The organism is Candidatus Methanomethylophilus sp. 1R26, assembly GCF_001481295.1.
In the GTDB taxonomy this organism is placed as follows: domain Archaea; phylum Thermoplasmatota; class Thermoplasmata; order Methanomassiliicoccales; family Methanomethylophilaceae; genus Methanomethylophilus.
Genome location: NZ_LOPS01000027.1, coordinates 85,542 through 106,801 on the forward strand (window position 1 = coordinate 85,542; position 21,260 = coordinate 106,801).

The window sequence follows — 21,260 nt, forward strand, 5'->3', positions numbered from 1 at the left end:
TCCCAGAACATCAGGGTGAACAGGATCTGCACCGCCGTCATGCTGGTGCTCGTGGTCGTGTACTGCTACATCATGCCCAAGGACATCATAGCCAAGGCCACGTCGCTGTTCATGGGCATCACCGCCGCGGCCCTGCTGCCGGCCTTCGTGCACGGCCTGTACACCAAGCGCACCCCCGACAGGAAAGCGGCGCTGGCCAGCATCATCGTCGGCACCGTGTCCTACCTGTTCTGGGCGCTGTTCATCAATACCTCTACCTCGGTGTTCCTGCCGATCTGCAAGTGGATCACCGGGAACAGCGTGCTGTTCACGGATGGCTCCATTCAGTACTGCGATGCGCTCGTCGTCGCGCTGCCCCTGTCGATCATCGTCTTCGCGGCCGTCCTACTCATCGACCGCGCCAGGGAGAAGAGGCAGCCGTCCCTGCAGGCGTCCGCGGCCGAGTGAGGCCGCCGTCAAACATCTTCCTGCATGTGCCAGACCGGCGCCCGCCGACAGCGGGGGCCGGCCCTCCCGGCCGTGTTCCGCCCCGCAGGCGAACATGCCTGCAGGGCTCACCTTTTAGTCATGTCCAGTTTAAGCCCGCGCATGGAGAACGCACTCGAACTCTCCAACGTGTCCGTCGTGAAGGACGGGCATCGCATATTGGACCGCGTCAGCCTGACCATCGGGCAGGACGAGAACGTCGCGATCATAGGGCTCAACGGCTCTGGGAAGACCACCCTCCTCAAGCTGCTCCGCGGGGACATCTACCCCTATGACGATGACGAGGTCCCGTACTCTATGAAGATATTCGGAGAGAGGCACTGGAACATATTCGACCTGAGGACCAAGATGGGGGTCGTGTCGATGGACCTGCAGAACAGGTTCTCGCCCGTGACCACCGTCAGGGAGGTCATCGGTTCCGGTTTCTTCGGCAGCCTCGACATCTTCAGGAACATGGAGGTCAGGCCGGAGATGAAGGAGCTCATCCGCTACCGCGCGACGGAGATGGGGATCGAGGACCTCCTTGAGAGGACCATCGAGGGCCTGTCGCTGGGCGAGATGCGCAGGGCGCTCATAGCCAGGGCCCTGATCACTAATCCCAGGATGCTGATCCTCGACGAGCCGATGACCGGCCTCGACATCGTCATGAAGTCGAAGTTCAGGCAGATGTTCGACATCCTGATCGATTCGGGCGTCCGCATCGTGATGATCACCCACGACCTGACCGACATCCCGGTCAGCATCGGCCGCATCGTGATGATCCGCAAGGGCAGGATATTCGGCGACGGGAAGAAGGAGGACCTGCTCAACGACGAGAAGGTCTCCGAGCTCTACGGCGCGAAGATAAAAGTAGAAAGCACCAAAGGGATATACCGCATGTATCTGGAGTGAAGATGAGGTATTACTGCAGGGAATGCGGACACGAGATCGAGCCCGGGGCCGATTTCTGCTATTACTGCGGCGCTCTCAAGTCCAAAGCGATAGCCATAGACGACGAGGGGCGCGAGGTCTCTCCGGCGTACAGCCCGGACGGGGTCTGCCCGGACTGCGGCCACAAGAACATCGAGGGCGCCTCCTTCTGCTCCGAATGCGGCAGGAGGCTCTCCTCCGAGCGCCCACAGGAGGGGGCGGCGATGGCTGACCCCTTCGCGCAGCCGTACGGCCCCTACCCTGTCAAGACCCTCACCAGGAAGGACTACCTCGCCATGTTCCTGGCCTTCGTGCCTGGGATCGTCAACATCTTCGGCCTGGGGCACCTCGTCATGGGAAAGTGGTCCCGCGCGTTCATGTACCTGATGATCTCCGCCGTGGTGCTGTACCTCAGGTTCACCGTCGTGGCATCGTCCGGGACCGGCGTCTACATGCTCTATTGGTTCATCACCTTCGCCGTGTATTTCCAGCAGTCCATGGAGGTCGTGAGGCTGGTGTACGCCCCTCCCGGCGGCGGCAAGCAGGACGGGCCCGGCGGTGACAGCGGGACCGGAGGGCAGCGATGAGCGAGGACTGGAACGAGAAGTACCGCCCCAGGACGCTGGACGATGTCGTCGGGAACCCGACCGCCGTGCAGACCATGCGCGCCTGGGCGAAGTCCTGGGAGCACGGAGTCCCGGAGAAGCGCGTCCTGCTCCTGAAAGGCGCCCCCGGCATAGGGAAGACCTCCTCCGCCTGGGCCCTGGCCCGCGAGATGGGCTGGCCGGTGGTGGAGATGAACGCCTCCGACCAGAGGAAGGCGGAGGACATCAGGAACATAGCGCTCAGGGCCTCGCATTTCGACACCTTCTCGGACGACGGCAGCTTCTCCGCGGTCCGCAAAGGCGGGATGAAGATGATCATCCTCGACGAGGCCGACAGCTTCTCCCCGTCGGGGGACAGGGGCGCCCTGCCGGCGATCAGCGAGCTCATAAAGACCACCGAGCAGCCGACCGTGATGATCGTCAACGACTTCTACAACATCTCGAGGAGGTCGTCCGCCGTCAAGGACTGCACCCTGCAGGTCGATTTCAAGAAACCCCGTGCCGCTGCCGTCGAGAGGGTGCTCGCCCATATCTGCGAATCTGAGGGCGTGGACGCGGAGCCGGCGGCGCTGGCCGCCATCGCGGACAACGCCGACGGCGACCTGAGGGCCGCGGTCAGGGACCTGGAGTCCCTGGCGTACGGCGGAGTCAGGGTGACCGCGGAGGCGGCCCATGCCCTCTCCATGAGGCAGGCCGCCGGCACCAAGAGCATGTTCGACTTCATCGGGGCGGTCTTCACCAAGAGGGACCCGGCCCTGGCGTATTCCGTCCTGCGCGACGTCGATTCCGACCCGGGCACCGTCTCCGTATGGCTGGACGAGAACATACCGTACCAGGTGTCGGACACCGGGGAGCTCGTCCGCTGCTACGAGCGCCTGTCCCGGGCCGATATCTACCTCGGGAGGGTGAACAGGCGCATGTACTACGGGTTCTGGGGATACGCCAACAACCTGATGGTCGACGGCATCATAGAGTCCCTGCACAGCAAGCCCAAATGGACCCGCATCAACTGGCCGTCGTACCTCACCAAGATGTCCCGCACGAAATCGGTCCGCGCGGTGAGGAACTCCCTGGCCTCCAAGATCGGCCGCATGACCCATACCTCGGCCGCCCGCATCCTGGCGGATTCCCTGCCCTCGTACAGGGCGATGGCGAAGAACGACCAAGGGTTCCGCGTCATGCTGGTGAAGGAAGGGGGCCTGGACGAGGACGAGCTCGCGTTCCTCCTGGGCGCGAAGGTGGATTCGGCGGCGGTGAAGAAGACCTTCCTCGAGGCGTTCCCGCCCGAGGAGAAACCGGCCAAGAAGGCCAAGGGCAAGAAGACTGAGCAGGGGCCCGCTCCGGAGCCTGCTGCAGCCGCCCCGGCCGCCGAGGCGCCTGCAGAAGAAACGAAGACCGCGCAGGAGCCAGCTCAGCAGGCGGCTCCCGAGGCGCCTGCTCCCAAGCCGGCGAAGAGAGTGCAGACGAGCCTCTTCGATTTCTGAGGCACGGCCATGGACGAGGAATACCGCCAGACCCTGATCCGCCAGCATTACCGCGTCTACCGCGACCATGCCGCCGTCAAGCTCTGCGGATGGATCAAGGAGTCCCTCCTCCACGGGCGCCACTGCTACAAGCAGGACTTCTACGGGATAATGACGCACCGCTGCCTGCAGATGACCCCGGCCATCAACGAATGCACCCACATGTGCCCGTTCTGCTGGCGCACGGAGGGGCACGATTACCCGGTGACGGAATGGGCGGAGCCGAAGGAGATGCTGGACGCCCTCATCGAATACCACCGGTTCCTCCTGTCCGGTTTCAAAGGGGACCCGCGCTGCGACCCGAAGATGTTCGAGGAGGCCATGAACCCCAACCAGGTGGCCTGCTCGCTCGCCGGGGAGCCTACCGAGTACCCCTATCTGTCGGAGTTCTTCAGGGAATGCAGGTCCAGGGGGATGACCGTGTTCCTGGTCACCAACGGCACGAACCCGGAAAGGATCGCCGCCCTGGACACCCTGCCCTCGCAGCTCTACGTGACCGTGGCGGCGCCCGACCGGGAGACCTACGCGAAGGCCTGCAGGCCCAAGATCTCTGACGGCTGGGAACGCATAAAGGAGACACTGGCACTTATGCCGTCTCTTGAAACGAGGACGGTCATCAGGCACACATTGGTCCAGGGGATCAACATGTTCCGCCCCGAGGATTATGCCAAGATCGACAAGACCGCCGATCCCGACCTCGTCGAACCGAAAGGCTACGTTTTCGTCGGAGGCTCCAGGCAGAGGCTGACCGTCGATGCCATGCCCTCGTTCGAGGCCGTGAAGGATTTCTCGGCCAGGCTGGGGGAGGAGCTCGGCATGTCGCTGCTGCGCGAGAAGAAGGACAGCCGCGTCGCGCTCCTCGGTTATGAAGGCACGGAGCTGGACACCGCCCGGGCATGGGAGTCCGGGACGGCGTTCTCGCGCCGTTTGCACTGATGATCCGTCCTCTGCTCACGCCGTCAGTATAAGGATGATGGCGGCGATGTGCAGGACGAGGAAGACGTAGTTCGCGAGGAACTTCCGCTTCCTGGTCTTGTGGCGGAACGCATGCATCCCGGCGACCGCTCCCCAGGGAGCGATAAGACCCAGCAGGAGGAGCGTGCTCTCCTTTATCCTCCACTCGCCCTTCACGGCGCGGCGTTTGTCGATGCCGTAGACTGCGAATGATATCAGATTGAGCAGTATGTACGCCGCGGCTGCGGCCTCTGCCGGGCTCATGCTCTGAGCTTCTCGGCGAAGGCGGCCATGCTGATGCCCACTCCGTCCTTCTGCTCGTCCTTGTCCGGGAAGAAGGCGGAGAAATCATCCTTGCCGAACTCGACGGGCATGGACGCTTTTATCTTGTCGAGCTCCGCCTTGGCGCGCTCCCCCTTGTAGAGGCAGCAGATGAAAAGCACGGTCTGCTTCCCCGCGAGGGCCTCCTTGTTGGCCTCCGCCCACGACATCAGGGGCTTGTAGGGCTTGCCGGCATGGACGCCGGTCCCGAGCACGATCCTGTCGTAGCGGGAGATGTCGATCCTGGTCTGGTCCTTCAGGTTGAAAGTGTCGGCGCCGGACTGCTGTGCAGATACTTGGCCGCGGCCTCGACGTGCTTTCCGATGGAAGTCGAATAGATGATCGCTGTGCTTGTCATGATCCCATCCTCGGCACTCTCATGCCGAACTCCGTAAATAGCGTTTCGCAGGGCCGGCGAGATTGGACGGAACGTGTTTCGCAAGGTCGCAGAACGTTAATATTAACGTTCCATGTGCCAGTCCATGGTATATCAGACCGAGCTCATCTCCGAGGAGGAATCAGCGGCCCTCCGCGCCAGATACGCCCCCGGCCTACTGTATGCGGCCAAGGCGGACATCAACGGGGTCGTCATCGAGCTCTGCACCTCGGACAGGGACTTCACGGACATGTGGAGGGACAACTTCTACTCGGCCTCCGACCGCGTCCGCTCCCACGCCAAGCTCTTCGTCGTCAGGGAGCCGTCGGCGGGCGAGAGCGTGCTGAGGTTCGAGCCCAACTCGAAGACCGCGTTCCTCCTGAACTTTGATTACTACGGCTGGGTCAAGAGCATCGCGCTCGGGATCGCCGGGTACATCAACGAGGCAGCGCACGACATCTACTCGGTGCACGGGGCAGCGATCTGCGCCGACGGCGTCGGTGTCACCCTCATCGCGCCTCCGAAGACCGGGAAGACGACCCAGTCCTGGGGGCTCCTGAGGTCGGAGAACGCCTCGCTCATCTCGGACGACTGGTTCTTCGTCAAGTTCGGGACCTCCGGAAGGCCGCAGATCCGCACCTCCGAGAAGAACTGCTACATCGACGCCGACATCGGCGACGTGTGGGGGGAGTACCGGCCGCTGGTCAAGAACGTGAAGTTCGACAGCCGGGGCAGGGGCATCGCCAACATCCGCTGGGTATCCGGCGGGTCCTCGGTGGTGCACGAGTGCTCCCTGAGCCATGTCATCCTGATGAAGCGCGACCCGTCCGACGGGGAGAAGTGCAGGAGCATGGACGCCGAGGCCGCGCTCGAATACCTCTCCGCGGCCGACCTGTGCAACCCGCACCAGATCGTGAGGGATGCCTACAGGACCGGTCTGAGGAAGGAGTTCTTCAGGAAGCTGCTGAGCAGATGCGATGTCCATATGATCAACACTACCGGCACGCCGCAGGAGACCCAGGACATCATCCGCAGCATCGTGGGGGCGCATTGATGAAGCTGAGGGACGAGGAGAAGATACAGAAAGAGAAGGACAGGGCCGAGGCCCGCAGGAAGAACAGGGCCATGAAGGACGAGGAGGCCCGGAAGAGGACCATCGAGACGGAGAGGGACAGGGTGAGGCGCAACTATGCCAAGAACAGCGCCGGCCACCGCGAGATGCACAATCTCGGCGCTACCATCCTGAAGTCCTCGCTCATCATACTCGTCGCCGTGGCGGCGTTCGAGATCGCCTGCTTCATCCTCTACGACACCTGGGGGGACGGGTCCACCCATCTTATCAACCTGGCCGACAACAGCTTCGCGTTCATCGTAGGTCTGACCGCCATGGACGCCATCATGTACATCAACCAGGCGAACGGCCGCAAGAGGTCGGAGGAGAGGGCGATCATACGCCACAACAGGATCCTCCAGCCGGCCATCGACATGTACCTGGCCAGGAAGAACATGATGCTCACCCCTCCGGGGGACACGTCCGCACGTACCTGGTGAAATCCGGCCTGACCTTCAAGAGCCTCTCCAACATGTACGAGAAGTCCGACATCATCACCGATGCCGGCAGGACCAGGATCGAATGCTTCAGGACCCAGCACAAGGCCCTCGCCAAGGCGTTCATGAACACCGTCGAGGACATCGACTTCGACTTCAACCCCGAGATCTGCGATGCGGCCATGAAGTTCATCAACGCCTCCACCTACGGAGGCGCCGCCCTGGACTCCCTCATCGCCTACCAGTCGGACGCCATGAAGGGCGAGAAGGCCGCGGTCATCCGCCAGATCAGGGGATCCGACATATCCACGACCCTGGGCGACGCCGATGTCGAGCTCAAGAACGTCATGCTCCTGGCGGAGATGGTCCAGCAGGAGGAGGACGCCCTCTCGGAGTACATCACCACCGTCCGCGAGATGTCGTCCGTCAAGCTGACGGCCACCCACTACGAGCTCTGAGGTTCCGCCCGTCCGGGCGCCCTCTCAGGAGAGCGGCCCGGGCGTCCCTTTTTAAATACCGTCCTGCGTCAGGTGAACCGTGTACACCGTCCACTTCGACGTCTATCAGACCGCCATGATGGGTGCGGTCGCGCTCGCCGTCGGCATACTTATGGTCAGGCGCTCGAAGCTCCTGCGGAAATACTGCATCCCCGCGGCCGTCATGGGCGGGCTGGTGTTCTCGATAGCGTTCTGCGCCATCTACGAGGCGGACATCGCCGAAGTTTCCTTCGACGAGACCCTGAAGAACGTCTTCATGATGGCCTTCTTCTGCTCCGTCGGCTTCATGCGTCGGTGAGGATGCTGAAGAAGGGAGGGCGCCTGGTCCTGACCCTCCTGGCCCTCGTCGGTGTCCTGATCGTCTGCCAGGACGTGCTGGGCGTCTCCCTGGCGTCCCTCCTGGGCATGGACCCGGACATGGGGCTGGCCCTCGGCTCGATAAGCCTTGTCGGAGGGCACGGGACGGCGGGGTCGTTCGGCCCCGACCTGGTGGACATCTACGGCGTGGAGAACGCCGACACCGTCGCCATCGCCGCGGCCACCTTCGGCCTGGCCGTAAGCGGGTTCGTCGGAGGGCCGCTGGCCAAAAGGAGGATCGAGAAAGGAGATCTTTCCCCCGATAAGGACGACATCGCCATGGCCGAAGAGGAGGAAGAGGTGCGCAAGATCGATTCCGAGCGCTTCCTCTATGCCCTCCTGCTGCTGTGCATCGGCGTGGGCGCCGGGTCGTACATCGTCGCAGGCATCAAGGCCGCCGGCCTCACCCTGCCGGTGTACCTGGGGGCGATGCTCGTGGCCATGCTCATCCGCAACGTCGCCGACTGGAAGGGGATCGAGCTGCCGCTCAAGGAGATCAACACCCTCGGATGGATCTCGCTGTCGCTGTTCCTGTCCATCGCCCTGATGGTGACCCAGCTGTGGAACCTCGCCGATCTGGCCGGCAAGATGGTGGTCATACTCCTGGCGCAGACGGCGCTGGTCGCTGTGTACGCCTATTACGTCGTATTCAACGCCACCGGCAGGGACTACGAGTCCGCCGCCCTGGTGACGGCCACCGCAGGGTTCAGCCTGGGGGCGACCCCCAACGCCATGGCGAACATGGAGTCCCTGTTCGACAAGTACGGCGTCGCGCCCAAGGCGTACTTCGCCGTCCCCCTCGTCGGGAGCGTCTTCATAGACCTGCTGAACGTGGCGATAATCACCGTTTTCCTCAACATTTTATAACAGCCGGCATATACCTTACATCATGTCATCTGAAGAAGTCCCCAAAGACCTCAGCCCGTTCGATGCCGGAGAGCCCAACCCTTACGGAGCCCATTTCGAAGGCAAGAGCTATCTGAAGATGTTCGCCGAGTCCCCCCGTTGGCATCGCAACGTGACCTTCGAGCCGGGATGCCGCAACCACTGGCACATACACCATAAGGGCGGGCAGGTCCTGATCTGCATCGCGGGCTGCGGATGATACCAGGCATGGGGAGAGGAGCCGCGCGAACTGCATCCCGGCGATGTCGTCTCCATCCCGCCGGAGGTGAAGCACTGGCACGGGGCCGCCAAGGATTCCTAGTTCTCGCACATCGCCGTGGAGGTGCCCGCTCCCGGGGCCTCCACCGAATGGTGCGGGCCCGTCTCGGACGCCGACTACTCAAAGCTCCCGTGAGAGCTTCGCGTCGAAGCGCAGGGTGCGGGGAGTCTCGAGATTGTCGAACTTCACGACGTAGCACATCTCGCGCTCGGAAACCTCTTCCACCGTACCTGCTCCGAAGACCTGATGGATTACCCTGTCCCCGCGCCGGAACAGGTCGGATATCCTCCTGGCGCGCGCCGCCTCGGTGCGGACGCGCCCTTCCATCTCCTTGGCCATCTCCGGGTCCAGTTCGACGGCGTAATCGAGGTTCTCCCTTCCGATCTCGAAGACGAAACGCGAGGGGCTCTTGAACCCTCCCGACTCGGCCGGCCCCTCGGAGTCGGTTAGGTACAGGCCGTACTCAGCGCGGGTCATGGCGACGTACATCAGCCTGCGCTCCTCCTCCATCTCCTCCGGGCTGTCCGTCTTCTTCGAGGGGAAAACGCCCTCGTCAAGCCCGCAGATGAAGACGTACGGGAACTCCATGCCCTTGGAGGTGTGGACGGTCATGAGCTTCACCCTGTCCGGTTTCTCATCTCCGTTCCCGTCGAACAGCGACGCATGCACCAGGAAATCCTCCAGAGTGGCGTCCGGGTCCTCCCCGTACTCGGTTATCCCGCGCTTCAGCTCGGCGACGTTGTCCAGCCTCTCCTGGTCCCCCTGCAGCCTCAGGAACCTCTCGTACCCGGAGCGGTCCATCAGCGCCTGCAGAAGGTCGCCGAGCGACATGCTCCCGCGGAGCTCGCGGGCGGCCTCGATGCAGGATACGAAGCGTCCGGCATCGGTGCCCTTGAAGACCGGGTCGCGGATGCTGTCCCTCAGCGCCTCGTACAGCGTCCTGCCCCCGGCCTCCGCCCTCTCTGCCAGGAGCTCCATCTTCTTCCTGCCGATCTTCCTGGGAGGGACGTTGACCACCCTCCGGAAGGAGATGTCGTCGCCGTAGGCGACCATGCGCAGGTAGCAGATGAGGTCCTTCACCTCGCGGCGGGAATAGAACTCCGTCCCGCCGTAGATGACATACGGGATCTTGTTGCGCATCAGGGCCTCCTCCAGCGGGCGCGAGAGATGATGGGCGCGGTAGAGCACGGCGCAGTCCCCGAGCTTCCCGCCCTCCTTCCTGATGTCGGAGATGCGGGAGCAGATCCACTGGGACTCCTCGCGGTCGCTCTTGGCGTGGAAGAAGACGGGCTTGGTGCCCTCCTCTTTCACCGCCTTCAGGGTCTTGGGGTAGCGGACGATGTTATGGCTGATGAGCTCGTCCGAAGCGGCCAGGATCTCGGGGACGGAGCGGTAGTTGATATCGAGGACGATGGTCTTGGAATCAGGGAACTCCCTGTCGAAATCGAGGAACATCTTCGCGTGCGAGCCCCTCCAGGTGTAGATGGTCTGGTCCGGGTCGCCGACGATGAAGAGGTTGCGGTGGACTGACGAGAGTATCTTGGCGATGCCGTACTGCCTCGCACTGACGTCCTGGAACTCGTCGACCATGACGTACTCCATCCTCCCCGCCCATTTGGCGCGGACGTCCGGGAAGCGCTCGAGGATGTAGGTGGCGAAATTGATGAGGTCGTTGAAATCGAGGCCGAAGCTCTTCTTCTGCTCGTACAGATAGCGCAGGAAGATCCCCTCCTCCATGTCGTCCGTCGCCTCGAACCTCGCCCTCAGCTCCTCGTTGTTAAGCAGGTAGACGTTGTCGATGTAGTCCTCGGTGCGCAACTTCCGCGTCTCGAGGATGTTGTCGTTGGCCTTCTTCACGGTGATGTCGCGCGACGTCAGACCCATGTCGGAGAACACCTTGAGGAGGGTGTCCCTCACGTCCTCTTCGTCCATGATGATGAAGTCCTTGGGATAGTTGAGGACGTTGATGTCCTCCCTCAGAAGCTGCACGCAGAAGGCGTGGAAGGTGCAGATCATCCCCAGGTCGAGATCTCCCAGTTCCGCACGGATCCTCCGCTTCATGCGTCCGCGGCGCGGTTGGTGAAGGTGGCGCATAGGATGTTCGCCGGGGATATCCCCGCCTCATCCACGAGGTAGCAGTAGCGGGCGGTGAGGGCGCGGGTCTTGCCTGTTCCGGCACCGGCTATCACCCTCACCCTGCCCTCGGTGGTCAGGACGGCCTCCTTCTGGGCGTCGTTCAGCCTGTCGAGGTATCCTTTCATTCCGGTCTCCGGTCCATGCCGCCGTCGAGGGCTTCCAGGGCCCCGGCGGCGTCCGGGTCCCCGTACATGTCGGCGTACCGCAGGAGAGTGCGGCCGTTCGCCTCATCCTTCTCCACGCCCTCGCCGAACGCGAACATGCATCCCAGCTCGTAGAGCGCCTCGGCGTCCTTCTTCTCCGCGGCCTGCTTCAGCCAGTAGACGGCCTTCGCCATGTCCCTGTCGACACAGTTCTCGCCGTCGCGGTACCATTTGCCCATCTGGCACATGGCCCCTGTGCAGCCTTCGGCCGCCGCATGCAGGCAGAGCTTCACCGCTTCGATGGGATTGCGGTCGACCCCTTTCCCGCGGGAATAGAGGGATGAGAGCAGGTACTCGGCGTCGGCGTTCCCGCGGTCGGCCGCCCTCCTGAAGAGCTTGGAGGCCTCGCGGTAATCCTGCTCCGCGCCGTCGCCGGTCATGAGGATGATGCCGAGCCTCACCATGGCGTCGGCGTTGCCTTTGTCGGCCGACATGCGGTAGAGGGCGGCGGCCTTCTCCTTGTCGACGGGAACGCCGATCCCCTGATAGTAAACGCCGCCGAGGACGTAGAGATCGCCAGGATCGCTGGGCGGAGGTATCTCGCGGGCGCTGTCAGCAGGCTGTTCGCCGGTCATAGCTGACATGATGGAGAATCGGATTTTATAGTCAGCGGAAAGGGCGTGCTGCACCGAACGATTTCTCGACTGCAGGTTAATTCCGAAACGGGGATAAGAATCCCCGCAGCGGATCGCCTTGAATCGCTGCCTTCGCAGGCTGAGCCCCGCCACTTCCTCGAGGAAATAGCGGTGCACTCTGAGGTCCTTCGACAGTTCAGGGTGGAACGTGATGCCCAGTTGCCTTCCCTGGCGGGCGGCGACGATCTGCCCGTCGACCTTCGCGAGGACCTCGGCTCCCGGCCCTGCAGACTCTATTACAGGTGCGCGGATGAAGGTCATGGGTATCTTTCCGATCCCGTCGAAATCCTCCTCTGCGTAGAAGCTGCCGAGCTGGCGTCCGTAGGCGTTGCGCCTGACCTTGACGTCCAGGGTCCCGAACACCGGTTCCCCTCCGACGACCTCCTTCGCGAGGACGATGAGCCCCGCGCAGGTGCCGAAGACGGGAAGCCCGTCCTCGATCATCTTCCTGAGCGGGGAATAAAGACCCAGATCGCGGAGGAGCTTTCCGATGACGGTGCTCTCCCCGCCGGGGATGACGAGCGCGTCGAAATGCCTCTGCAGGTCCGCGCGCTGCCTGATCTCGAAGACGTCGGCGCCCAGCCTTTTCAGGGAGCGCTCATGCTCGATGAAGGCCCCCTGAAGTGCGAGGACGGCGGCCGTCGGCGTTCTCACTGCCCCCTTTCTGCCATTATGGTCTTGATCTCTTCGGCGTTTATCCCGACCATGGCCTCGCCGAGGTCGGTGGAGACCTCAGCAGGATCTTCGGGTCGTCGTAGTTGGTGACTGCCTGGACGATGGCCTTGGCGCGCTTGGCGGGGTTCCCGGACCTGAAGATGCCCGAACCCACGAACACTCCCTCTGCGCCGAGCTGCATCATGAGCGCGGCATCGGCGGGGGTGGCGACGCCTCCGGCGGCGAAGTTGACGACCGGGAGCTTGCCGTGCCTGTGGACGTACTGCACCAGGCTGACTGGAACCTGGAGCTCCTTGGCCTTCTCATAGACCTCGTCGGCCCTGAGCGCCTTCACCCTGGCGATCTCGGAGTTGACCGCCCTGAGGTGGTGGACGGCCTGCACGACATCGCCGGTTCCGGGCTCTCCCTTGGTGCGGATCATGCTGGCCCCCTCGGAGATCCTCCTGAGGGCCTCGCCGAGGTCCCTGGCACCGCAGACGAACGGAACTTTGAACTTGGTCTTGTCGATGTGGTAGATGTCATCGGCGGGGGTGAGGACCTCGCTCTCATCGATGTAGTCGATCTCCAGGGCTTCGAGGATCTGCGCCTCGACGAAGTGCCCGATGCGGCATTTGGCCATCACTGGGATGGAGACGGCGTCCTGGATGCCCTTGATCATCTTGGGGTCACTCATGCGGGAAACCCCGCCGGCGGCGCGTATGTCCGCAGGGATCCTCTCGAGGGCCATAACGGCGGCGGCCCCTGCCTCTTCGGCGATCTTCGCCTGCTCCGGGGTAGTGACATCCATGATGACGCCGCCCTTCAGCATCTGAGCCAGTTCCTTGTTCAGTTCATATCTGCTCTTGGCCATTTCTATCGTCGCTTGCCATGCAGACATGCTATTTAACAATATCCAAAAAGTACATTAATGTATTATTATGTACATTAACAATAGATTACAAAGTAATGTCCTTCATGCTGGATATATTTTTCCTAAGAAATGGAAAAAGATGCCTGCATTGAGGCATTTATTAAAGCATCTCAGGACCCAACAATCTGTGCGGTATGCCAGATCCGTTTCATTCCCCGTATTCCGCTTCGATAATATTTGGCAATTCGATCCAGGCCCGCGGATGCAGATGCGCTGTCTGGCACTTAGAACGGGAGGCGGGGCGCAGGCGAAATCGGGAGGGAAAAGCTCCCGATTCCGAGCCGATCATGTTCGGCGATCGATCCGGAAGAGGAGAGGACGGCGCCTTTCAGGCCGCCGTCCCCAGCACCTCGGCCTCGACGTTCTCATGGGAGGGCCAGTGCTTCTTGATGTAGCCGTTCATGACCGCGAACCAGATGCTCTCCATCATCAGCGACAGGACGCAGGGCAGGGCGGATTCGCTGGCGTCCAGGAGCACGAGGCACATGGTGGTCGCCAGGCCGGAGTTCTTCCAGACGGCGAACCCCATGTAGACGACGCCGTTGTCCCTGTCGGTCCCGTGCCTCTTCATGAACCAGACCATGGTCAGGCTGACACCGAACGTCCTGACCAGGCAGGCGGCGATGATGTAGAGGACCAGGTCGAGGTTGTCGATGATAAAGTCCCTGTTGTTCCCGATGGAGAAGACCATCAGCAAGAACATCATGATGTTGATGAAGATGACCTTCCCGTTCTGGTTGAGTTTCACCTTCTTGAGCGGTATGTTGACCAGGAGGGGGACGGCGATGAACAGGAGCACGTACTTGAAGATGTCAAGCGGGCTGACCGCATCCCCGATGAACACAGTGGTGAGCAGGGGGGTGAGGGCCAGGGCGATGAGGTAGATCACGGTCAGGGCAAGAACGGACATCACCCTGTTCCCCTTCATCATCAGCGAGAGGGTGATGACCGAGACCCCGGCGGGTACCGAGGCGAGCATGACCCAGCCGTACCAGAGGTCCTTGTAGGACGGGATGAAGAGGGCGCCCACGGCTAGCGTCAGCGCGGTGCAGATCCCGAAGCAGCAGACGAAGGACCAGAATATCGGCTTGGCATCCTTCTTGAAGTCATCCTTCCTGAACGACAGCCCTGCCATCGCCGCGATCATCTGCAGCATGAGGACAGCTATCACCATGTTGGGGACCTGATCGCCCAGGCTGCCCACGGCGAACGCCACGAAGATCGATGCTGCGACCCAGTACTTTATGTCCGTGAGGACGGACATCATTGCCATGACAGCACCCACCTAAAAGCCTGATATAAGCATTTTGCGTGCTTACGGAGCAGCCTGTCGTGACCGCCGCGTAAGAGGCAGGAGTCGGAGAAGTGTGCGGGGCGGGCGGCGCAAGGCCATGTCGCCCGGCCCGTCCGGTTTTAATTTTGAGCTACGCGGGTCTCTGAGACAGCGTTTTTGCAATGGATCGGGAGCTTATGGGCTTCCGCGCCCCGCACGGAACCGGGATGCCGCGTCCGGTATATTATCCCTGCCGGTCCGATCCATCTGCTCAGCGTTCATTCGGAGAAGAACCTGGCCGCGTCACCGACCGGATCGTCCGTGGGCACGGCCCCCAGCTGCCTCGCGTTCCTCGCGGCCCTGCTGTCGATGATGACCGCCATCCCGCGGTCGGTCTCGGTCCTGATCAGGCGGCCGATCGCCTGGCGGATTTTCCTGACCGCAGGCACTTCCGAGCAGTAGACCCATCCCATCCCGGCGCGTAGCGGGAGTCGAACATGGTCTTCATCGCGTCGGATTCCAGCGACGGCGGGGGGTACGGCATGCCGACGATCACGGCGAAGCACAGCTCGTCGCCCGGGAAGTCCATGCCCTCGGCCACCGACCCGCCCATGACGCAGACGAACACGCCGTCCCTGCCCCTGCGGAAGGCGTCGAGCGAGCGCATGGTGTTCCTCTGCCTCCCCTTCTCCTCCCAGTAGAGAGGCTTGTCGACGGCCTCCTCCAGGTACGGGCGTATCTTGCCCATCATGCTGTACGACGGCATGAAGACCAGGGTGTTCTTCCTGACGGAGTTGCAGAGCTTCGCGACCGTCCGCTGGATCTCGGGCCACATCGACGGGTTGGACTTCAGCTCGTCGTACTTCGTGGACAGGCCGCGGGTGTAGACCACGAGCCTGTTCTCCTTAGGGAACGGGGACGGGTAGGTCCTGGGTATCGAGTCGCCCGGCAGCCCCATCACCCTCGCATATTGAGCCAGGGGCTGCAGCGTTCCGGACATGTGGACCGCGCCCGGCAGGGAGCGCATGAACGTCACGATGTCCGCCGGATCTATGCAGGACGCAGTGAGGAACTCCCCGTCCGCATCGGCGCGGACGGCGCGGACGTACCTGCTGTCCGGGCTCTTGATCCACGCCTCCAGCAGGTGCCCCAGCTCCAGGACCGGCGAGGAGGGCGCGTCGGTGTCGGCAATGGCCTCCTCCCTCTTCTCCCCCAGCTCGATCAGCCTGTTCACGGCCGCCCCGAGCTGCGCATCGTCGATGCCCAGGATGGCGCAGAGGCTCCCCTCGAGAGCTTTGGGGGGCAGGGCGGTCTCCTTCCTATTGAAGCCGATGTACTTGGTTCCGAGGTCCTTCATGGCCCTCCCCACGGCGCGGACGAACTCGGTCATGGTGACGCCCTGGCACAGCTGCGGGGACCGACGCTGGGACGCCGCCGGCGTTGAAGCGTCGGAGGCATCGGTGAACAGCATGGCCTCGTCGTGGGCGGACGCCACGAGCCTGGCCGTGATGGTGAAGCTCTCCTGCTGCCTCACGGCGTCGATCAGGTTGTGGGCCTCGTCCACGATGAGCACGATGCCCTTCTCGTCCACGCCCATGTTTGTCAGCAGGTTCTTCCTGATCTCCGGGTCGATTATGTGCACATAGGGCGCGACGACGACATCGAAATCCTTCAGCAGGAGCTTCTTGGCCTCGTAGGGGCAGGCGCCGAGGTTCCTGCAGAACGCGTCCAGCTCCTCCGAGCGCGGGAAGCTCCTCCTGGCGTACATGGAGATGCTGTTCAGCCTCGGCTCCACCTGCTCGAAGAACTGGCACCCTCCGGGGCGGTTCTGCAGGCTCTTCTGCTTCCGGTCGGAGCAGAGGGTGGAGAGCGCGCTCGGGCTGAGGTCGGCGAAGTCCGGGCGCGACTGGAGCAGGGGGCAGGACTTGCTACGGCCGGTGAGCGTTATCCCGGAGACCGGCTTGAGGGAGGAGATCGCCTTGAGCTCCTTCATCACCTGGTCCGACTGGGATATGGTGCGGGTGGTGTAGATGATCTTCTTGCCGGTCTTCCTCGCGTGCTGCAGGGCCCCCGCCAGGGACACGATGGTCTTCCCGGTGCCGGTGCCCGATTCGATGACGATGTGCCGGTGCCGATCGAGGGCATCGACTATGTCGCTGATGATCTGCAGCTGGAACTCCCTGGGCTCGTAGGGCAGGAAGGGGGCCTTCATCTCGGAGGCGTCGGAGACCGTGGCAGGGCCCTGACGGTGTTCCGGGACGGGCTCCTGCATCTGAGGCCCGTCGGCTCCGAGCACGGTCCCGCAAGAAGGGCATGTGCCGACGCCCGGGAGGACCATCGCCCCGCACTGGGGGCAGAAGAATGTGCGCATCGCTCCGCCTAATCCCTCCGCCGTATATCAATGGGCGGAATCCCCGGACCGCGGGGGCTCGGCGCCGATGCTGAGCTTTACCTGCTTCATCAGGTACTTCTCGGCCTCCTTCATCTTGTGCAGACCCATGTACGCCTGGGCGATCTCCCCGCACAGCTGCGACAGCAGGTCCCTGTCCTCCAGGGCATGGCGGGCCTCGAGGTCCTCGAGGATCCTCTCGGCCTTCTCCGCATACCCGATGAACTCCTCCCCCTTGCAGAGCTCCGCGCGGCCGACGTAGGCGTCGACCAGCATGATGTCGTCCTCCAGCTCCCCGGAGGCCTGAGGGACTCCCCGGTGCGCACGGCCTCGTCGAAGTACTCCCCGGCCTTCTCCGGGTCCTCCGAGCCGGACAGGGCGTCCGCCTCCATGCTGCATGCCTCCATGTACCTGTTGCGGCTCCAGGCATCGTCCTTCCCGACGGTCTGGGACATGGATTTCTCCGTGAACGGCAGGGCGTCCGCGCCCATGTCCTCGTCGATGAGCGTCTGGGCGCAGTCGAGGCAGAAGTCGGCGATGGCCCTGCCGTCCGGGAAGTGCCTGGCGCCCGGCTTCAGCTGCCCGAGCCTCGTGGCGGCCAGCCTGAACTCCTCCGCGGCCTCGTGCACCGATTTCTCGACGATCGTCATCCCCTTCATGGCATGCGTCTTGACGTACAGCCCCGGGTCCACCGACCCTCCGGAGTCCTCGATCTCCGCGATGATGTCGGACGCATCATCGAAATCGCCGTAGGCGGAGACGTAGGAGTCCATCATAAACAGGACGCAGCCGCGGTTCACGAGGGCCTCGAGGAGCTTTTCCCTGGGCCCGCTGTCCTCGAGGGCGGAGACCTTATCGTTGTACTCCGCCAGGGCCCTCTCGAGATGCTCGTCCGAATTCAGCATGCGCCTCTATTCCTGCTATCGTTTCTTAAAAGTATCGGGGAGAGCAGGCGGGACCTCGGGAAATGGCCGAGACCCCCCTGTCATTCTGTGTTTCCCTGTGCTTCCGCCGCAGGCGCATTCCCTGTTCGCGGTTGTTTAATACGCGGTGGCCCATCAATCGGGCATATGCAGCAGAAACGCGTTCTCGCCGTCCACGACATCTCGTGCGTCGCAAATGCTCCCTGACCGTCGCCCTGCCGATCATCTCGGCCGCCGGCGTCGAGTGCTCCGCCCTCCCCACCGCCGTGCTCTCCACCCACACTGGCGGGTTCAAGGGCTACACTTTTCGCGACCTCACCGACGACATCGAGCCCATACTGGCACATTGGAAATCCCTGAATGTGAGATTCGACGGCGTGTACACCGGCTACCTCGGGTCCGCCCGGCAGGTGGCGCTCGTCGAGGAGATCTTCGCGTACGCCAAGGGGAACGGGGCGCAGATCTTCGTCGACCCGGTGATGGCCGACGACGGCAAGATGTACCCTGGGTTCGACATGTCCTTCGCGAAAGGCATGAGGGACCTCTGCACCCGCGCGGACGCATTATGCCGAACATCACCGAGGCGGTGTTCATGCTCGGCGAGGAGTACAGGCCGGGCCCGTACACGGAAGAGTACATCGAAGGGCTGCTCAGGCGCCTCTCCGCGCTCGGCCCGAAGAAGGTCATCCTCACCGGCGTGCACTTCGACAGCGTGAAGCTGGGCGCCGCCTGCTACGATGCCGGCACCGGGAAGACGGAGTACTTCTTCCGCGACCGCATCCCCGGATACTACCACGCACGGGCGATATCTTCGGGTCAGTTATCGTCGCCTCCGTAATGAACGGCCTCACCCTGGCCAGGGCGACGGAGCTGGCCGTGGACTTCACCTGGAGGAGCATCGTCAGGACCCACGACGCCGGCACCGACGTCAGGTTCGGCGTGAACTTCGAGGCCGGCTTCCCCCGGCTCCTCGATGACATGGGGCTCAGGAAGGACTGAGGCAGGGGCCCTGCCCCTCGGGAACGGGCTCTTCCCGAGGGCATCAGAGCCGGATTTAAATGAGGCAGAGGTCGGATTATGGGCGACAACAAGTACACAGTCCTGCAGCTTCCGGTTCAGGGCATATTGGAAGATGTCAGGAACGGGAGGATCGCGATACCGGAGATCCAGAGGCCGTTCGTCTGGAAAAGGACGCAGGTGCGTGACTTCATCGATTCTCTGTATAATGGCTATCCGACCGGATATCTGATAACTTGGCTGAACCCATCAGTGAAACTCAAAGACGGCACATCATCCGGCAGCAAGAGGATATTGATCGACGGACAGCAGCGCGTAACTGCCCTCATGGCCTCGCTTCTTGGAATCAAAGTGCTGGATGATGACTATGAATTGAAGCGCATCACGATTGCCTTCAATCCTTTTCCCGAGTCTGATGAAGAACGCTTCGAGGTCCAGAATTCATCACACCTGAAGAGCAGGAAGTGGATTCCGGATATCTCAGTTATATTCAAAGCAGGATTCGACTCGTTCACATTCGTAGAAGAGTATCGGAAGGCCAACCCCGACATCAACCCGTCCGACTTCAACCGTGAGTTCAACAAACTGAAACGGATCGAGCAGCTTCAGCTCGGAGTCATCGAACTGGCCCCCGAACTGGATATCGAAACGGTCACGGAGATCTTCGTGAGGATCAATTCAAAAGGCACTGTGCTGGACCAGTCCGACTTCGTCATGTCCAGGATAGCCACGGATACGGAGAACAACGGAGGCCGGCTGAGAAAGACAATAGATTACTTCTGCCACGTAGTCAAGCGGAACGGGTTCATCGACATTATGGAGAAGAACGACCCGGAATTCTACAATGACAAAGGCAAAAGCATGGAATGGGCGTCCAAACAGAAATTGCTGTTCGAACCGTCATACGGCGATGTTCTGAGGACCACGTTCATATATGCTTTCGGAAAAAGCAAGATGGCGGATCTAGCCAGTCTGCTTTCCGGACGCAATTTCGAAACAAAACCTACGATGATGAGATCATCAAGGATACTTTCTCTGCCATGACGGCCGCGGTGGACGAATACATCAATCCGTACAACTACCGCAGTTTCATATCATGCCTGGAATCGGTCGGATTCGAGAATCCTGCTCAGCTGAGATCGAAGATGACGGTTGATTTCGTCTATGCTCTTTATCTCATGCTGCAGCATGATTCGCACATTCCCAATACCAAAGTGAAACCGCTGGTGGGGCGGTGGTATGTCATGTCTGTGCTGACGGGACGCTATGCTTCCTCTCCCGAAAGCTCCATGGGCCGCGACCTCCGGCTGATCCGTGAAAAAGGATTCATCAACTGCCTGGAGGAGATCGAGCGGTCCGATCTGCCGGAGTCATTCTGGGAGTACAAATTGGTTCAGGGCCTCGAAACACCGCTGTTCGCATCGCCCGCATTCCTCACATATGTGGCCGCTCAGGTATTCCTCAACGACAGTTCGCTGCTTACAGTCAACACGAAAGTGTCCACATTGATCAAGCTCGGCGTCGGGGATGTGCACCATATCTTCCCCAAAGCTATCTGAAGAGCAAAGGATTCGCCAAATTACAGTACGACCAGGTAGCCAACTATGCTTATCTGGACAAGAGCATCAACATAGCCATCTCCGATTCGGCGCCCTGCGACTACTTCAGCAGGATCAGAGATCAATGCAGAACGAATACCACGGACAAGAGCAACATATCTGACATAGACGGACTCATGGCCAATCTGTCCGCAAACTGCATCCCTGAAGATGTATTCGATATGGATTTCACCAGATATGACGAATTCCTTCAGAAGAGAAGGGTGTTGATGGCCAGGAAAATCCGGGATTATTATATGAAGGTCAAAGCCTGCTGCGGATCCAACGAATCCTGTCCTGATAACTATCCTGCAAAAGAATGACATATTTGGATCGGCAACACGAAAACTGGATTACGGCCTGTATGTCTGTTGTTCGGTAAACAAAACGCAAACAGATTCCAAGCCTTATCTTTTACATTACGACATAAAGATACAGGTTCCCGATTCGTGCGTTTGGTACCTTTTGGCATATAAATCATTCAGGAAAAACTGCCTTTGGCAGTTTTGTGTTTGGCAATTGAAACATTCCGAAAGGCTGCTTTTTATTGCTGGCGGTCCAAAGAATGAATGACAGTCCCAGCATCGATCACTCTCCAACTGCAAACCTGAGTTGAAAATAATCTGTATTGAAGCAGTTGAAAATCCATCCCAAGAAAAATTTCCTTAAAGAACATCGGCTGAATAATGGTATTATAATACAATTTTCGTCGAAAAATCGCCCAAGAATTGTATTATAATACAATTTTTCCAGACGCAAA

19 protein-coding genes and 6 pseudogenes are annotated in these 21,260 nt (G+C 61.3%); 14 read left to right on the forward strand and 11 right to left on the reverse strand.

Going from position 1 to position 21,260, the window contains the following annotated elements; all coding sequences use genetic code 11:
• Positions 1 to 9 precede the first annotated feature (9 nt).
• The 5 genes from AUQ37_RS13025 to twy1 all read left to right on the forward strand — a co-directional run bounded on the left by AUQ37_RS13025 (position 10) and on the right by twy1 (position 4,459).
• On the forward strand, positions 10 to 447 hold the full coding sequence (locus AUQ37_RS13025) for a hypothetical protein (RefSeq protein ID WP_255354892.1): 438 nt from the start codon (positions 10 to 12) through the stop codon (positions 445 to 447).
• Positions 448 to 588: 141 nt separating this feature from the next.
• Positions 589 to 1,377, forward strand: a complete 789-nt coding sequence (locus AUQ37_RS05820; RefSeq protein WP_058747791.1) for an ABC transporter ATP-binding protein — start codon at positions 589 to 591, stop codon at positions 1,375 to 1,377.
• Between the two features lie 2 nt (positions 1,378 to 1,379).
• Positions 1,380 to 1,982: a zinc ribbon domain-containing protein gene (locus AUQ37_RS05825; protein WP_058747792.1), complete on the forward strand. Its 603-nt coding sequence runs from the start codon at positions 1,380 to 1,382 to the stop codon at positions 1,980 to 1,982.
• Complete coding sequence (locus tag AUQ37_RS05830) at positions 1,979 to 3,484, forward strand: replication factor C large subunit (protein ID WP_082662435.1); 1,506 nt, start codon at positions 1,979 to 1,981, stop codon at positions 3,482 to 3,484. Before AUQ37_RS05825 ends, AUQ37_RS05830 begins: the two co-directional genes overlap by 4 nt.
• Before the next feature lie 9 nt (positions 3,485 to 3,493).
• The gene (gene twy1, locus AUQ37_RS05835) at positions 3,494 to 4,459 is read left to right on the forward strand and encodes a 4-demethylwyosine synthase TYW1 (protein ID WP_058747793.1); all 966 of its coding nucleotides are present in this window, start codon (positions 3,494 to 3,496) and stop codon (positions 4,457 to 4,459) included.
• 15 nt (positions 4,460 to 4,474) lie between these two features.
• Here twy1 and AUQ37_RS05840 read toward each other — a convergent pair whose 3' ends face one another.
• Both AUQ37_RS05840 and AUQ37_RS05845 read right to left on the reverse strand, forming a co-directional pair.
• Positions 4,475 to 4,741, reverse strand: coding sequence for a DUF1294 domain-containing protein (locus tag AUQ37_RS05840; RefSeq protein WP_058747794.1), 267 nt, complete (start codon positions 4,739 to 4,741; stop codon positions 4,475 to 4,477).
• Complete coding sequence (locus AUQ37_RS05845) at positions 4,738 to 5,058, reverse strand: flavodoxin domain-containing protein (protein ID WP_082662436.1); 321 nt, start codon at positions 5,056 to 5,058, stop codon at positions 4,738 to 4,740. Before AUQ37_RS05845 ends, AUQ37_RS05840 begins: the two co-directional genes overlap by 4 nt.
• A gap of 222 nt (positions 5,059 to 5,280) precedes the next feature.
• Between AUQ37_RS05845 and AUQ37_RS05850 the strand changes: the two genes are divergently transcribed.
• From AUQ37_RS05850 to AUQ37_RS13645, 5 genes and pseudogenes are all read left to right on the forward strand, one after another.
• A complete protein-coding gene (locus AUQ37_RS05850) occupies positions 5,281 to 6,228 on the forward strand; it encodes a hypothetical protein (RefSeq protein WP_058747796.1) in 948 nt (315 codons plus the stop codon).
• Positions 6,228 to 6,725, forward strand: coding sequence for a hypothetical protein (locus tag AUQ37_RS05855; protein ID WP_058747797.1), 498 nt, complete (start codon positions 6,228 to 6,230; stop codon positions 6,723 to 6,725). The genes AUQ37_RS05850 and AUQ37_RS05855 overlap by 1 nt, the downstream gene beginning before the upstream one ends.
• Complete coding sequence (locus AUQ37_RS05860) at positions 6,722 to 7,180, forward strand: hypothetical protein (protein WP_058747798.1); 459 nt, start codon at positions 6,722 to 6,724, stop codon at positions 7,178 to 7,180. Before AUQ37_RS05855 ends, AUQ37_RS05860 begins: the two co-directional genes overlap by 4 nt.
• Positions 7,181 to 7,331: 151 nt before the next feature.
• Positions 7,332 to 8,443 (forward strand): annotated as a pseudogene (gltS, locus tag AUQ37_RS05865) (sodium/glutamate symporter).
• A 22-nt stretch (positions 8,444 to 8,465) separates the two neighbouring features.
• Positions 8,466 to 8,876 (forward strand): annotated as a pseudogene (locus AUQ37_RS13645) (cupin domain-containing protein).
• Here AUQ37_RS13645 and AUQ37_RS05875 read toward each other — a convergent pair.
• The 9 genes and pseudogenes from AUQ37_RS05875 to AUQ37_RS05910 all read right to left on the reverse strand — a co-directional run bounded on the left by AUQ37_RS05875 (position 8,862) and on the right by AUQ37_RS05910 (position 17,867).
• Positions 8,862 to 10,196 (reverse strand): 3'-5' exonuclease, encoded by a 1,335-nt coding sequence (locus AUQ37_RS05875; RefSeq protein WP_235584976.1) that lies wholly within the window; start codon positions 10,194 to 10,196, stop codon positions 8,862 to 8,864. The pseudogene AUQ37_RS13645 and the gene AUQ37_RS05875 overlap by 15 nt on opposite strands.
• A 30-nt stretch (positions 10,197 to 10,226) precedes the next feature.
• Positions 10,227 to 11,002, reverse strand: a pseudogene (locus tag AUQ37_RS13650) (UvrD-helicase domain-containing protein); the annotation flags it as partial.
• Positions 10,999 to 11,664: a tetratricopeptide repeat protein gene (locus tag AUQ37_RS13655; RefSeq protein ID WP_394325623.1), complete on the reverse strand. Its 666-nt coding sequence runs from the start codon at positions 11,662 to 11,664 to the stop codon at positions 10,999 to 11,001. The gene AUQ37_RS13655 and the pseudogene AUQ37_RS13650, both read right to left, overlap by 4 nt.
• Before the next feature lie 150 nt (positions 11,665 to 11,814).
• Positions 11,815 to 12,369 (reverse strand): annotated as a pseudogene (gene pdxT / locus AUQ37_RS13660) (pyridoxal 5'-phosphate synthase glutaminase subunit PdxT); the annotation flags it as partial.
• Positions 12,366 to 13,240: pseudogene (pdxS, locus tag AUQ37_RS05895) on the reverse strand (pyridoxal 5'-phosphate synthase lyase subunit PdxS). The pseudogenes pdxS and pdxT, both read right to left, overlap by 4 nt.
• 388 nt (positions 13,241 to 13,628) lie before the next feature.
• Entirely contained in the window at positions 13,629 to 14,573 is a 945-nt protein-coding gene (locus AUQ37_RS05900) for a bile acid:sodium symporter family protein (protein ID WP_082662438.1), read from the reverse strand.
• Between the two features lie 278 nt (positions 14,574 to 14,851).
• Entirely contained in the window at positions 14,852 to 15,022 is a 171-nt protein-coding gene (locus AUQ37_RS11220) for a helicase C-terminal domain-containing protein (RefSeq protein ID WP_201013795.1), read from the reverse strand.
• Positions 14,980 to 16,944, reverse strand: a complete 1,965-nt coding sequence (locus AUQ37_RS05905) for a helicase C-terminal domain-containing protein (protein WP_058747802.1) — start codon at positions 16,942 to 16,944, stop codon at positions 14,980 to 14,982. The genes AUQ37_RS11220 and AUQ37_RS05905 overlap by 43 nt, the downstream gene beginning before the upstream one ends.
• 110 nt (positions 16,945 to 17,054) lie before the next feature.
• Positions 17,055 to 17,867 (reverse strand): hypothetical protein, encoded by an 813-nt coding sequence (locus tag AUQ37_RS05910; protein ID WP_058747803.1) that lies wholly within the window; start codon positions 17,865 to 17,867, stop codon positions 17,055 to 17,057.
• 165 nt (positions 17,868 to 18,032) lie between these two features.
• Here AUQ37_RS05910 and AUQ37_RS13665 point away from each other — a divergent pair.
• The 4 genes and pseudogenes from AUQ37_RS13665 to AUQ37_RS05930 all read left to right on the forward strand — a co-directional run bounded on the left by AUQ37_RS13665 (position 18,033) and on the right by AUQ37_RS05930 (position 20,823).
• Positions 18,033 to 18,884, forward strand: a pseudogene (locus AUQ37_RS13665) (pyridoxamine kinase).
• Positions 18,885 to 18,962: 78 nt separating this feature from the next.
• Entirely contained in the window at positions 18,963 to 19,946 is a 984-nt protein-coding gene (locus AUQ37_RS05920; RefSeq protein ID WP_058747804.1) for a DUF262 domain-containing protein, read from the forward strand.
• Positions 19,943 to 20,461: a hypothetical protein gene (locus tag AUQ37_RS05925; protein ID WP_058747805.1), complete on the forward strand. Its 519-nt coding sequence runs from the start codon at positions 19,943 to 19,945 to the stop codon at positions 20,459 to 20,461. Before AUQ37_RS05920 ends, AUQ37_RS05925 begins: the two co-directional genes overlap by 4 nt.
• Before the next feature lie 176 nt (positions 20,462 to 20,637).
• A complete protein-coding gene (locus tag AUQ37_RS05930; RefSeq protein ID WP_058747806.1) occupies positions 20,638 to 20,823 on the forward strand; it encodes a hypothetical protein in 186 nt (61 codons plus the stop codon).
• The last annotated feature ends 437 nt before the right edge of the window (positions 20,824 to 21,260 follow it).